We start from the raw sequence: 12834 nt of genomic DNA on the forward strand, positions 1-12834 counted from the left end.
GTACCAAGAACAAAAGATAGAGGAGTGGATGACATGAAAAAATATAGCGTAGAACCTAACAAAGATGTAACAGGCTGGTTTGTAAAAATTGAGGATATAGCTCCGACAGATCTATATGATGAAAAATCAGTAGCCATTGAAAAAGCGGAAGAGCTGGCAAAAGAAAATAAACCAAGCAAAGTATCGATCCAGGATGAAAATAAAGAAGTGATCGAAGAAAGGACCTTTTAACAATCGAGTTACTTCATAAATGCAAACAAGCTCAGAGTCACTATTTGGCTCTGGGCTTGTTTTATTTAGGGCGCTTTTGTTTTCATTTCTTAGTAACTTGAAAATAATCAGTTTTTTTCTTGGCGGGTTTCGTGTATTTCGGCTAACCTTAAGTAAGAGAAAATCAGTAAAGGCGGGATTACATGAAGCGAGCAGATTATGACGTCATCATTGTGGGGGCAAGAGCTGCAGGGGCGAGCCTCGGAATTTTATTAGGCCGGCAAGGTAAAAAGGTACTGCTGATTGATAAAGCAGCATTTCCCAGTGATGTGTTGTCTACGCACCACCTTTCACACCTGAATTATTTAAAACAATTAGGTGTGCTGGAGGCGGTTGAAAAAGGTGGACTGAGAAAAATTACAAGGATGCGGACATATATTGGAGACAGCTTGATGGAAGGACCCCGCCAGTCATATACGATGGCTCCGAGGAGGGATTTTCTGGATTATACATTACTTAAGCATGCGCTTGAATACCCTCACGTAGAAGTGATGGAAAAAACACGAGTGGACGGACTAGTCTGGGGCTCAGACCGGGTTTTTGGAGTGGAAATTGTACATAACAATGGCGAACGAAGTGAGATTTACGGGGATCTTGTCGTGGGAGCAGACGGGATGCGTTCCCGAGTAGCCCAATGGGTTCAAGCGGAAAAGTATAACGATTTACCTGCTCTTAGACCGGTTTTTTATGGATATTATGAAGGTGTACACCCATTGGAAGAGCCTGCCACCGAAATTTTTCTCCAGGATGGCAGGATTGGCTTTTTGTTTCCGATGGAGCCAGGGAGGGATTGTCTCGGATTAGAAATTCATCAGGGGGAATTTAAAGATTTTACCAGAAATCCTCAACAAATGTTTGAACATTATTATGGCCAGTTTTACCGCATGGATATACGGTTGAAGCAAGCGAAGCTTCAAGGAAGAATAACAGGCGGTGCCGGAGTGGAGAACTTTTTTCGAAAGCCTTATGGAAAAGGCTGGGCCTTGATTGGGGACGCAGCACATAGCAAAGATCCGAGCACTGGTCTTGGTATCAATGATGCTTTCCTGCAATCTTTTCTACTTGCGGAAGCGATTGACCAATACAGTAAGGGAGCAGATTGGAAACAATCGATGGAGCGATTCCATCAGCAGCGGGACAAGCAATTGATACCCTCCTATCAATTGACGATTGAGTACATACAATCTGTACGTTCCTGGTCTGAAAAAGAAAAAGCATTTATTAATACAATAGCCGCCAATCCCATTGTATGGAACAAATTAACTCCGCATTTACCGGAGCTGCTTGAACATCATACAAAAGACAGTCCTATATTATGGAAGGCGGTTAAACAAGAAGCAGCAAACCTAATGAAAGAGGAATAAGCGTTACTCTAATATCTTGTTGGAAACCATGAAACGATATTAAGATAAGTGGAAGAAACACCTGGAGGATAGTCCTTCTTTTAGCGGAAAATAATGTTAAAATGAATGTAGTCAGTACTATAGCGAAGGGGAGGAAGGTCAACTTTGTGGACAAAGGCAGTGGCTTACGAAAAATTACAGGAGATCTATACAGATCAAGTCATGCAGGAAGAAAAACGGCGTGTATTTCAACAAGTATACAGTCATCTACTCGCTCATCTGGATGATTTACAGGCCAGGAATGGACTGAAAGAGGATGTCGAGAAGCAATTGAAGTTATTTAAGGAGTACACATTCATGCCTGGAGATAATCTGTTCCAATCGATGCGTTACATTTTCTTGATTGCACGGGGAGAACGGGTGGAGGACAGGCAGTTGACCCAGGAGCATGTACAGCGGGTGTACCGGGCATTGTTCAAACCAGCTGGTTTGAAAACACCACAGATTCCTGATTCCTTCTGGCAAACCCCGCTCGGTGTCGCATGCCTTGTCGCCGAAAAAGGGGTAGAGGAAGCTTACCCGATCTTAGATGAAGTAGTAGAAGCCGAAAAGGAATAGAAAAAGCACAGGAGCAATCCTGTGCTTTTTACTGGGTGACATATTCAGCAATCGCCCGCTGAATATCATAAATACTTTTATCTTTGCGGAACTGCTTATAGAGCGGTTCTGATGCACCAGAAAGCCAGATTTTCAGTTCAGCATCCAAATCGAACGTGCCAGCAGTTTCCACGCTGAAGTGGGTGATCGACTTATAAGGTACAGAGTGAAACTCGATTTTCTTACCGGTCATCCCCTGTTTATCTACCATGATCATTCGTTTATCAGTGAAAATCATCATATCACGAAGGATTCTATATGCCTTTTCAATCCGTTCGTTTGAAGTAATGACTTTTTCTAGTTGTTTTTCTACATCTTTCAAATCAACCTCAGAGGCGTTCCCCATCAATCCATCTAATAGACCCATTCCTATTCCACCTTTCCTCGGTTCTTATCTTCATCATACCATAAGTGAAGTGTCCAGCTTCAACCAGAGGGTCTAGGCGGCCTGGTCATATCGCCGCAGTCGTTTCACTCGGGCATACGTATAAATTAATAAACCCGACCAGATGAATAAAAATGACACCAGATGAACGTGTGTAAATGGTTCATTGTATAGAAATACGCCGATGATCAGCATGATGGTAGGAGCAATATATTGCAAAAAACCAACCATGGATAAAGGAATACGTTTTGCCCCGGCAGCAAAAAGCAGCAGTGGAATGGCGGTAGCCACACCGGCTCCGAATAATAATAACGAAGTGATGGACAGCCAGTCGATGCTTCCCCAGTTTGCTTGCGGCAGGCTCAGCAAGTAGATGGCAGCAATCGGAGTCATGATCAATGTTTCAATTGTCAAACCGAATATGGCGTTTAGATCGACAGTCTTTTTCAAGAGGCCATAAATCCCGAAACTGAACGCCAGCATCAATGCGAGCCATGGAACAGAGCCGAAGTTGATGGTCATATAAGCTACACCGGCAGCTGCCAGTATGAATGCCAGCCATTGCGGCCGGTTGAAAGTTTCTTTGAAGAATATCATACCAAGTAAAATACTCACCAGAGGGTTGATATAATAGCCCAGACTAGCTTCCACGACATGCTCGCTGTTTACAGCCCATATGTAGGTCAGCCAATTAATACTGATGGCAATGGAAGCGAAAGTAATACCGAGCGCGCTTTTTTTGTTTTTCCATGTTCTTTTAATTTCTGAGCGAAACATATTCCATTTCCGCCATATCAAGATAACCCCGATCATAAACACGAAAGACCAGACAATACGATGTCCGAGAATCGCGATAGGGGGCACCTCTTGCACCAGCTTCCAATATATCGGAAGGAATCCCCACAACACATAAGCCCCGCCTGTATAGATAACTCCTAATTTATTATTATCCAATTCTTCCTATCCCCTTTGCAAGCTTCTCATTATCTTTCCACTATAAGGTAATTTATCGTGGTAAAGCAATAGGGTTTTTGTGGGAGGAGTACCGGCTAAGAGGATGTTCATATACTTGAAAAAATTCTCATAAATTCGCCAAAGTGCCTCTCAAATGCTTCCAAACATCTCTCTTTTCTTCAAAATTGTCACTCATAATTTCGATTCTGTCTCTCTTAAGTTAAGCATTGTCTATTTTACGTGCGTTTTGTCTCTAATACATCCACAAAACGAAAGCCAGAACCCTTTTCAACACAGGGTTCTGGCTTGCTGCTCTTACACTGGCTCTGGCATGTCTTTTTCTGGGTGCTCGTTTGCTTTAGTATTTTTTTCCATGGCTATGCGCTTCAATGGTTTTTTCGCAGGACCTTCCATTACTTCTCCTTCGATAGAGAACCGGGAACCGTGGCATGGGCAGTCCCAGCTATGCTCGCCGCTATTCCATTCCACTTCACATCCCATGTGGGTACATTTGGTATCGACCAGGTGGACCTGGCCACCTTCATCCTTATAGGCACCTGCGCGCTGGCCGTTATATTGTATGACTCCGCCTTCCCCTTTTTTCAGGGCTTCATGGCTAAAGCCTACCCGCTCTGATTTACCTTCCAGAAGGTGCCCCGCAACGTTCAAGTTATTAGAGAAGAATTTTTTCAAACTTGGGTCTGCCTGGAAACGGGATGGACTGAATAAATGGACGTATGGGTTTTCCTTTCCAGTTAACTGATCCCGCAACATCAAAGCTGCAGCAGTTCCTGAAGTCATTCCCCATTTTTTATAACCAGTAGCTATATAAATATTTTCTTTGTTCCGGGTGATTTGGCCAATGTATGGCACTTTATCTAAGGTATAAAGGTCTTGTGCTGACCATTGGAACAGTTTTTCTTTAATTCCAAAGGTCTCGGCTGCAAATTCTTCAAGCGCGCGATAATGGAAGTCCGTATCGACTCCCTCGCCGGTACGATGGCTTTCTCCGCCAATTAATAATACATTTCTTCCGTCATAATGGGTCTTACGAACAGAGCGTACAGGCTGGTCGACCGATAAAAACATTCCGCCTGCAAATTCCTGTTCAGGCTCGATGGCCACTACATAAGAACGTTCTGCATACATACGTGCAAAATAAAAACCAGTCCCGTCGTAAAAAGGGAAGTGAGAACAGGAAACGATATGATCACAAGAGATACGGTTCCCATTCTTAGTAACGACCCGTAATTCCGGATCGTTTTCAACATCGACAGCTACTGTTTGTTCATACACACGTCCGCCGAGCTTTGTGAATTCATCCAGCAAAAAGGTCAAGTACTTTAAGGGATGGAAGTGCGATTGGTCTTTCATATAAAGAGCTTTTTGGGCATCGGCATCAAAAGGGACGTCATCGGTATATTCACAAGGAATTCCGAGTTTTTGATAAGCGTTATATTCGTTTTCTAGTTTTCTTGTGTATTGATCTGTGGTCGAATAAATGCAGGCATCTTCGTTATGAAGGTTGCAGTCGATTTGATTCTGTTCTACCGTACCACGTATGAAGCGGATAGCATCGTCATTAGCTTTAAAATAAGCCTGGGCACCTTCTTTACCAAAGTGCTGCAACAGCTCATGATAAATCAGGCCGTGCTGGGCAGTAACCTTGGCGGTCGTATGTCCGGTCGTCCCATTCAACAGCTCATCAGCTTCAAGAAGCACCACGTCCTGCCCTTCTTTTGCCAGCAGGTAAGCGGTAGTGATACCGGTGATTCCGCCGCCTACAATCACAGTCTCAGCAGTCGCATTCTCTTTAAGAGAGTCGAACTGCTTTATCTTTGTATCTTTCCGCCATATTGGTTCAGGCTGTTCCCATTTTCTCGTTTCTTTCATAAGAAATCCTCCTAATGATTTCATTTCTATTTAGGTTTACCAACTGTTTATTTTTCATGTGAAAAAGGAAGGAGAGAAAACAAATACTTAACTGAAAACGCTTTCAAAAAATAAGGTTTTCACATATCATAAGGGAAGAGGGAGATTTTTGAAAAAGGGGAGAAGATAGAATGAACAAATCCAAACGCTTTGAAACCTCCGTCATTCATGCGGGGTATGATTCGAAACAACATTTAGGAAGCCTTTCGACACCGATTTTCCAAACGTCTACATTCACTTTTGATTCTGCAGAACAAGGGGAAAGACGGTTTGCAGGTGAAGAGGAAGGATATATATATTCCAGGTTAGGAAATCCGACAGTACGTGCCCTGGAAGAAAAAATAGCGGAGCTGGAAGGAGGGGAAATGGGACTTGCATTCGGTTCCGGGATGGCTGCCGTCTCTGCTGTACTGGTAGCACTGACGAAAACAGGTGACCATATCCTCTGCTCTCAGGGGTTGTATGGTTGCACATTCGGATTACTGCGTATGATGAATGAAAAATACAATATCACGAGTGATTTCAGCCTGATGGAAACAGAAGAAGAGGTACGTGATCTGATTCAGCCTAATACCAGCTGCATCTACATTGAAACGCCAATCAACCCGACGATGCGTCTTTTGGATTTGGAAATGATTGCGCGTGTGGCAAAAGAATATGACATACCAGTCGTTGTCGATAATACGTTTTCGACTCCGTATCTGCAGCGTCCGCTCGAGCTAGGATGTGATATCGTCATCCACAGTGCGACGAAATATATTTGTGGACATGGAGATGTCATCGCCGGACTTGTCGTAGCGGAAAAGGAGTTTTTAAGTGAGGTGGCAATGACGACGCAAAAAGATATTGGCGGGGTTATATCGCCATTTGATGCCTGGCTCTTGTTAAGAGGTTTAAAGACACTTCCGGTTCGGATGGACCGTCATTCCTATAACGCTGCTATGATATTTAAAGAAATGGAAAAACACGCTGGTATCAAGCGTGTTTACTATCCCGATGATGCGCAGCACCCGGATTATTCGATTAAAGAAAAACAAATGAAGCAGGGGGGAGGCATCATTGCATTTGAAATCGAAGGAACCAAGGAAGATGCCCAGCGGTTATTGAATAATTTATCGTTCATTCAAATAGCGGTGAGTCTCGGCGATGCAGAGAGCCTGATCCAGCATCCGGCAACGATGACACATGCGGTCGTACCGGAAGCGGAAAGGTTGAAAATGGGGATTACCGATCAAATGATCCGGCTGTCTGTCGGCTTGGAAGCCTGGGAAGATATTTGGGCTGATTTGGAGAAGGCGCTAAGCAAATTACCAGCTGCAAAAGAGGAAATAAAAAATTAGTGTTTTTTGCAGGAAGGGGAGGTAATCGTTCGTACATCAATAAAACTCCCATGATTTGAAAAAGTAAAAAGCAGGAACCGGCGGGGCGGTTCCTGCTTTTTATATTAACGAAATGATTTTGGATTCAGGGCATCCTTAATCCCTTCTCCGATAAAGTTGATCGATAAAATAGTCAGCACCAACGTAAGTGCGGGAGGAATCCATATCCACGGCATATTCTGCAGTACGTCAGGTTCACGTGAGGCTGACAGCATGTTGCCCCAGCTTGGTGTTTCGGCAGGTACCCCAAAGCCAAGATAACTCAAACCGGATTCGACGACAATCATCGCAGCGAACGTCAAGGTTGCCTGGACAATGATGGTGGAAAGTACATTCGGCAGCAGATGCTTTACGATCACTTTAGCAGGGCTCGACCCAATGGAAATAGCCGCAAGAATGTATTCATTCTCTTTTTCGGCAAGGATCTTACTTCGGACAAGTCGGGCAACCCCACCCCAGCCAAGGACACTGATAACTGCAATCAGTACAGGGACACCGCCCAGCTTACCAAAAAATACGGCGTTCAGTACGATAACAAATACCAACAATGGAAAATTCAATATGAAATCCGTGAATCGCATGAGCATCGAATCAACAATCCCGCCAAAAAACCCTGCCAATGCACCGATCAGTGTACCGAAGCTTATGATCAGCAAGGTGCAGGAGATACCGACAAGCAAGGAAACACGACCACCGTACAGCAGCCTGGTAAACACATCACGTCCACTTTTATCAGTCCCAAACCAATGTTCAGAAGAAGGGGTGAGCGACATCGACCCGATGTTAACCCTGGAGATATCAACCGTAGTGATGTATGGTGCCAGAAAAGAAAGAATAGAAACAGTCAGCAAAAAGAATAGGCTTACCATCGCCAGTTTGTTTCGGATGAACTTTCTACGAGCGACCGCCCATGGGGACATCGACTTTTGGGCTTTTATTTTTGTTATTTGCGAGTCATTTAATGCTTCTGCCATACGAAGCCCTCCTAGTCTACACGTATTCTCGGATCGACGATTCCATATAAGAGGTCAGCGATCATATTTCCGAATAATACGAGGAACGAAAACATCATGGTTAAAGTCATCATTACTGGATAGTCGCGAGTATTAATGGAATCAAGAAATAGCATCCCGATACCAGGGTAAGTGAAGATTGCTTCTGTAATGATTGCTCCGCTTATTAATGTAACGATGTCGAACCCAAGGAAAGTAATTAATGGAATAATCGAGTTTCTGAGAATATGTTTGTTATATATCTGAGATTCTGGTGTACCTTTAGCGCGAGCTGTCCTTACGTAATCCTTGCGGCTGCTCTCGATAATATCGTTCCTCAGGAATTGCGTGTAGCTTGCCGTTCCAAGCGCACCAAGTACGATTGCTGGAAGTATGACATGATGCAGTCTGCTGAGATAGTATGCCAATGTCCCATTTTCCGCAGTGATATCAACAGAGCCGCTAAAAGGGAACCAGCCCAATTGAAAGGAGAAAAAGTAAATAGCGAAGACTCCTGCAATGTAAGAGGGGATGGCCAGCCCTAGGTAGTTGACCCCGCCAATCAGGTTATCTACTGTCGTATAAGGCTTCCGCCCTGCATACATGCCCATGGCGAAAGCAAGGATATATGTAATGACAAGTGAGGTGATTCCTAGAAACAGTGTATTCGGCAAGCGCTCACCAATAAGGTCGGCCACCGGCATTTTATAACGTGTAGATTCTCCGAATTCCCCCTGTATAAAATTAGAGATCCATCTTCCATACTGCACATGGACCGGATCGTTAAGTCCTGCTTTTTCTCTCATGTCTTCCAGGTACTGAGGATCAGTATTATTAGGATCTATTTCCCCACCGAAGGGATCCCCTGGCATAGATAATGCCAGGGAAAACACAACAATGGATATCAGGAGAAGCATCGGGATCATGCCTAAGATTCTACGTAATGTATACTTTAACATGATTATGCTCCTTATCTTTTCAGGTTAATGAAATCACTCCGTTACAAACCACTCATGTGCACTGTTCATGCCAGAAACATCAAGCGTTAAACCGCCGACGCGCTTATTCATACCATAGATTTCCTGAAGCTCGGTGATGAATAACATCGGTAGTTCTTCGTTGACGATCTTCTGCCATTCGACATACAGTTCTTTACGCTTCGCTTCGTCTGTTCCTACGACCTCGACATCAAGAGCGTCCTCAAGGAGCTGATCGCTCTCTTCGTTCACCCAGCGAGGATAGTTCCAAAGCTGGTCAGACTTCCAAAGACCGGATGGGTCTGGATCGGCACCATAGCCCCAGCCGCCAAAGAACGCTTCCATGTTCTCGTTATCTTTTTCAATCATGTCGTAATATTGGTTAACTTCAATCATTTCAAGTGTGGATTTCAAACCGACCTCTTCCCAGTATTGAGTAAGAGCTTTTGCACGCGATTCAAATGTAGGGTTTCCTGTCGCATAGTGGGAGAAGTTGACAACAAATTCATCTCCATTAGGATCCTCTCGGAAACCATCGTCATTTGTATCTACATAACCGGCTTCATCCAAAATTTCTTTTGCTTTTTCCGGATCATATGGGTAAGTATTCAAGTTGTCATTTTCAGCAGCGATCCAGTGAGCGGTAGGGACTGGACGGTTGACGACATCACCATAACCACCAAAGAATGCTTCAATCCATTCCTCACGGTTGATGGCATGCATCATCGCCTGGCGAAGCTCTTTGTTTGCATATTTTTCTTTTTGCTCGACGACTTCTTTCTTGTCATTGTCGAATTTGCCAAGCTTGAATCCGACATAGTAGTAAGAAAGGCCAGGGGCAGTAACTAAGTCGACATTTTCCATCGCCTCAACGTCACCACCGATAGTCGGGTGGACGCTTACAACATCGACTTCTTCATTTTGAAGCGCGCCGGTAACGGCCGTACTGTCAATGACTTTGACAATGATTTTGTCTAAGTTAGGCTTGCCTTGCCAGTAATCTTCATTAGCAACAAGCTCGACAGATTCACCGGAAACGACTTTGTTGACTTTGAATGGACCAGTACCGACCGGTGTACGGCGGACGGGGTCAGATCCCTCCATATCAGCGACTTCAATACCTTCAAATTCTGATTGGTTCATTGGGTATGTCCAAAGATTCAACAAGTTATTAACACGTGCTTTATCAAATGTAATTTTGATTTCATAGTCATTGATTACTTCAAGGCCGGAAATGGAGTCTGCTTCCCCGTTCCGGAAAGCTTCGGCGCCTTCAACGGTTTGGACATTGGTATAGCGAGGTCCTTCATAGTCAGGATGGGCAAGCGTTTCTAAAGAGAATACCCAGTCATGAACGGTCAGCTCATCACCATTGTGCCATTTGACACCTTCCTTGAATTTGAATGTGAAAACTTTGTTATCTTCTGTCTCCCAGTCCGCTATATTAGGGATTGGTTTTAATTCTTCATCATATTCAATCAGGTTATCATCAAACAAATCCAGTACTTCGGCATCCGTCTGAATACCATACCAGTTCCAGTGGAACAGCCCTTCAGGTGCTGCATCCAGTGCATAGACTAACGTCCCGCCCTCTTGTGGTGCGGCTTCTTCACCGCCATCACTTCCTTCTGTTTCTGCAGCTTCTTTGTCATCGCCGTCTGCTGCCCCAGCTTCTTCTTCGCCACTGTTGCAGGCAGCCAGGAACAGAGACATAATCAGCAGCATTGCTGCCACCCAATAAAAAGGTTTCTTCTTTTGCATGTCGTTACCCCCTGTATTATTAGTAAGATGAAAAAGATCAATCAACCAGAATGCATGCGACTTGGCGTCCTGGTTTCACCTCCTTCAATTCTGGTTTAATGGTGGAACATTTATCCACAGCCACCGGACACCTCGTATGGAAAGGGCAGCCAGATGGAGGATTTTCAGGACTTGGGACATCTCCTTTAAGTACAATCCGTTCCTTTTTCTTCTTGGGATCTGGTTCGGGCACAGCTGAAATCAGTGCCTGGGTATAGGGATGAAGCGGCTCTTCATATATCGATTTCTTATCAGCAACTTCTACGATTTGACCGAGGTACATGATTCCGATTTTGTCACTCATATGTTTGACGACACTTAGGTCATGCGCGATGAACAGGTAGGTGAGATCGAAGTCATCCTGCAGTTCATTGAGCAAGTTCAAAACCTGGGACTGTACGGACACATCCAGAGCTGATACTGGCTCGTCCGCAATGATCAGCTTAGGTTTCAGGGCAAGGGCACGTGCAATGCCGATTCGCTGTCGCTGTCCTCCTGAAAATTCATGGGCATATTTATGGTAAGCGTCTTCTGGCAGGCCCACGCGGTTCAGTAGTTCCATCACTTCCTGCTTAATTTCTTTTGATTTTTTTCGGGGATAATAATTTTTTATTGGTTCCGCTACGATATCCCCGACCATCTGCATGGGATTCAAGGAAGCATAGGGGTCCTGGAACACCATCTGAAAATCTTTCCGGTGTTCTCTCAGCCGTCGGCCTCTAATGTTTGTAATGTCTTCCCCTTCGAAGGTGATGCTTCCTCCGGTAGGTTTTAATAACTTAAGAATTGTTCTTCCGGCAGTTGATTTTCCACACCCGGATTCCCCGACAAGCCCGAGGGTTTCTCCTTTTTTTAATTCAAAACTAACGCCGTCTACCGCTTTGACATGCCCGACGGTGCGTTTGAAAAAACCGCCTTTGACAGGGTAGTAGGTTTTCAAGTCTTTTACTGCCAATAAGTTTTTGCGTTCTGATGGAAGATAAGGAGAGTGGTCCTGCTCCTGGAGATCTACAACCTTGCTCATTTTGCTTTCATTCCTTCCTGCTCCCAGCTGGATTCATAAAGCAGGCACTTCACCCCATGCCCCGGGCTGCTTTCTTCTAGTTGTGGTGTAATGGTGCGGCATTCTTCCATTGCCTTTGGGCAGCGATCGACAAATTTGCAGCCCGTTCTTGGCATGTTTTTTAAAGAAGGGACAATTCCTTTAATGGAAGCGAGTACTTCTTCTTCCTGATCCATACGAGGAATGGACTTCATTAACAGTTCGGTATAAGGATGTTTAGGGCATTCGAATAATGTGATCACATCAGCCTGTTCGACGATTTCTCCGGCATACATGACGATTACTTCATGACAGGTTTCAGCAACGACGCCAAGGTCGTGGGTGATCAATATGATGGACATATCATTGGCTGTTTGCAGTTCTTGCAGCAATTCGAGGATTTGTGCCTGGACGGTGACATCTAAAGCGGTGGTAGGTTCATCGGCAATCAATAATTTGGGTTCGCAGGCAATGGCCATGGCAATCATGACACGCTGGCGCATCCCTCCGGAAAGTTGATGGGGATACTCATCGACTACTTTTTCCGGGCGGGAAATCCCTACTCTATCTAGCAGGTGGATGACTTTTCTGCGTGCATCCTGTTTCGAGATATCAAAATGGTTATGTAAAGCCTCCGCTAATTGAAAACCGATGGTGAAAACTGGATTTAATGAGGTCATTGGCTCTTGGAAAATCATGGCAATATCTTTTCCGCGGACTTTATTCATTTCTTTCTCATTTAATTTTTCTAAATGCCGGCCATTGAATTTTATTTCGCCATTGCGGATCTTTCCGATGCCTTTGGGAAGGAGCTGCATCAGAGAGAGGGACATGACACTTTTCCCACAGCCGGATTCTCCTACAACACCAATCACTTGTTTTGGCTTCACGTGGAAACTGATATTATCTACAGCATTATGCCATTCTCCATCAATTTCAAAAGCCGCCTCTAGTCTATCTACTTCAAGTATTGGCAGCTGGGACTGAAAATCTGTAAAGTTCTTCATAAGACACCCCTGTTTAAATTTTCAGTAAATTATTACTATTTGTGTAACATCATATCCAATTAAAATTGGAACGTCAATCCTTTTTTACAATTAGTT

General features: G+C 44.3%; 12 protein-coding genes. 4 read left to right on the top strand and 8 right to left on the bottom strand.

Annotation, left to right across the window (positions count from 1 at the left end; translation table 11 throughout):
• Positions 1-33 precede the first annotated feature (33 nt).
• The 3 genes from ACGTNI_RS10575 (at position 34) to ACGTNI_RS10585 (ending at position 2231) form a co-directional block, all read left to right on the top strand.
• Positions 34-231, top strand: a complete 198-nt coding sequence (locus ACGTNI_RS10575) for a DUF2188 domain-containing protein (protein WP_062442776.1) — start codon at positions 34-36, stop codon at positions 229-231.
• Positions 232-413: 182 nt separating this feature from the next.
• Positions 414-1634, top strand: a complete 1221-nt coding sequence (locus ACGTNI_RS10580; RefSeq protein ID WP_394462211.1) for an NAD(P)/FAD-dependent oxidoreductase — start codon at positions 414-416, stop codon at positions 1632-1634.
• A gap of 144 nt (positions 1635-1778) precedes the next feature.
• The gene (locus ACGTNI_RS10585) at positions 1779-2231 is read left to right on the top strand and encodes a hypothetical protein (protein ID WP_394462213.1); all 453 of its coding nucleotides are present in this window, start codon (positions 1779-1781) and stop codon (positions 2229-2231) included.
• 28 nt (positions 2232-2259) lie between these two features.
• Here ACGTNI_RS10585 and ACGTNI_RS10590 read toward each other — a convergent pair whose 3' ends face one another.
• The 3 genes from ACGTNI_RS10590 to ACGTNI_RS10600 all read right to left on the bottom strand — a co-directional run bounded on the left by ACGTNI_RS10590 (position 2260) and on the right by ACGTNI_RS10600 (position 5502).
• The gene (locus ACGTNI_RS10590; protein WP_394462215.1) at positions 2260-2637 is read right to left on the bottom strand and encodes a PH domain-containing protein; all 378 of its coding nucleotides are present in this window, start codon (positions 2635-2637) and stop codon (positions 2260-2262) included.
• Positions 2638-2709: 72 nt separating this feature from the next.
• Positions 2710-3609, bottom strand: a complete 900-nt coding sequence (gene rarD, locus ACGTNI_RS10595; protein WP_394462217.1) for an EamA family transporter RarD — start codon at positions 3607-3609, stop codon at positions 2710-2712.
• A 315-nt stretch (positions 3610-3924) separates the two neighbouring features.
• Positions 3925-5502, bottom strand: a complete 1578-nt coding sequence (locus ACGTNI_RS10600; protein ID WP_394462219.1) for an FAD-dependent oxidoreductase — start codon at positions 5500-5502, stop codon at positions 3925-3927.
• 170 nt (positions 5503-5672) lie between these two features.
• On the opposite strand from ACGTNI_RS10600, the gene megL reads away from it, so the two are divergent.
• On the top strand, positions 5673-6881 hold the full coding sequence (gene megL / locus ACGTNI_RS10605; protein ID WP_394462221.1) for a methionine gamma-lyase: 1209 nt from the start codon (positions 5673-5675) through the stop codon (positions 6879-6881).
• 104 nt (positions 6882-6985) lie between these two features.
• Here the strand turns inward: megL and opp4C are convergent, their stop codons facing one another.
• From opp4C to ACGTNI_RS10630, 5 genes are read right to left on the bottom strand one after another with little or no spacing between them, the layout of a single operon-like run.
• Positions 6986-7894 carry an oligopeptide ABC transporter permease gene (opp4C, locus tag ACGTNI_RS10610; RefSeq protein ID WP_394462223.1) on the bottom strand — a complete coding sequence of 303 codons (909 nt, stop codon included), beginning with the start codon at positions 7892-7894 and terminating at the stop codon, positions 6986-6988.
• An 11-nt stretch (positions 7895-7905) separates the two neighbouring features.
• A complete protein-coding gene (gene opp4B / locus ACGTNI_RS10615) occupies positions 7906-8871 on the bottom strand; it encodes an oligopeptide ABC transporter permease (protein ID WP_394462225.1) in 966 nt (321 codons plus the stop codon).
• A gap of 33 nt (positions 8872-8904) precedes the next feature.
• On the bottom strand, positions 8905-10650 hold the full coding sequence (opp4A, locus tag ACGTNI_RS10620) for an oligopeptide ABC transporter substrate-binding protein (RefSeq protein WP_394462227.1): 1746 nt from the start codon (positions 10648-10650) through the stop codon (positions 8905-8907).
• Positions 10651-10687: 37 nt separating this feature from the next.
• Complete coding sequence (locus ACGTNI_RS10625) at positions 10688-11713, bottom strand: ABC transporter ATP-binding protein (protein ID WP_394462229.1); 1026 nt, start codon at positions 11711-11713, stop codon at positions 10688-10690.
• The gene (locus ACGTNI_RS10630) at positions 11710-12738 is read right to left on the bottom strand and encodes an ABC transporter ATP-binding protein (RefSeq protein WP_394462231.1); all 1029 of its coding nucleotides are present in this window, start codon (positions 12736-12738) and stop codon (positions 11710-11712) included. The genes ACGTNI_RS10625 and ACGTNI_RS10630 overlap by 4 nt, the downstream gene beginning before the upstream one ends.
• Between the last annotated feature and the right edge of the window lie 96 nt (positions 12739-12834).

This window comes from Thalassobacillus sp. B23F22_16 (genome assembly GCF_043496955.1).
GTDB lineage: Bacteria > Bacillota > Bacilli > Bacillales > Halobacillaceae > Thalassobacillus > Thalassobacillus devorans_A.

Coding starts and splice junctions, on each gene's coding strand:
- ACGTNI_RS10630 (WP_394462231.1), bottom strand. CDS start 12,738: ATGAAGAACTTTACAGATTTTCAGTCCCAGCTGCCAATACTTGAAGTA.
- ACGTNI_RS10590 (WP_394462215.1), bottom strand. CDS start 2,637: ATGGGTCTATTAGATGGATTGATGGGGAACGCCTCTGAGGTTGATTTG.
- ACGTNI_RS10625 (WP_394462229.1), bottom strand. CDS start 11,713: ATGAGCAAGGTTGTAGATCTCCAGGAGCAGGACCACTCTCCTTATCTT.
- ACGTNI_RS10600 (WP_394462219.1), bottom strand. CDS start 5,502: ATGAAAGAAACGAGAAAATGGGAACAGCCTGAACCAATATGGCGGAAA.
- opp4C (WP_394462223.1), bottom strand. CDS start 7,894: ATGGCAGAAGCATTAAATGACTCGCAAATAACAAAAATAAAAGCCCAA.
- ACGTNI_RS10575 (WP_062442776.1), top strand. CDS start 34: ATGAAAAAATATAGCGTAGAACCTAACAAAGATGTAACAGGCTGGTTT.
- opp4A (WP_394462227.1), bottom strand. CDS start 10,650: ATGCAAAAGAAGAAACCTTTTTATTGGGTGGCAGCAATGCTGCTGATT.
- ACGTNI_RS10580 (WP_394462211.1), top strand. CDS start 414: ATGAAGCGAGCAGATTATGACGTCATCATTGTGGGGGCAAGAGCTGCA.
- megL (WP_394462221.1), top strand. CDS start 5,673: ATGAACAAATCCAAACGCTTTGAAACCTCCGTCATTCATGCGGGGTAT.
- opp4B (WP_394462225.1), bottom strand. CDS start 8,871: ATGTTAAAGTATACATTACGTAGAATCTTAGGCATGATCCCGATGCTT.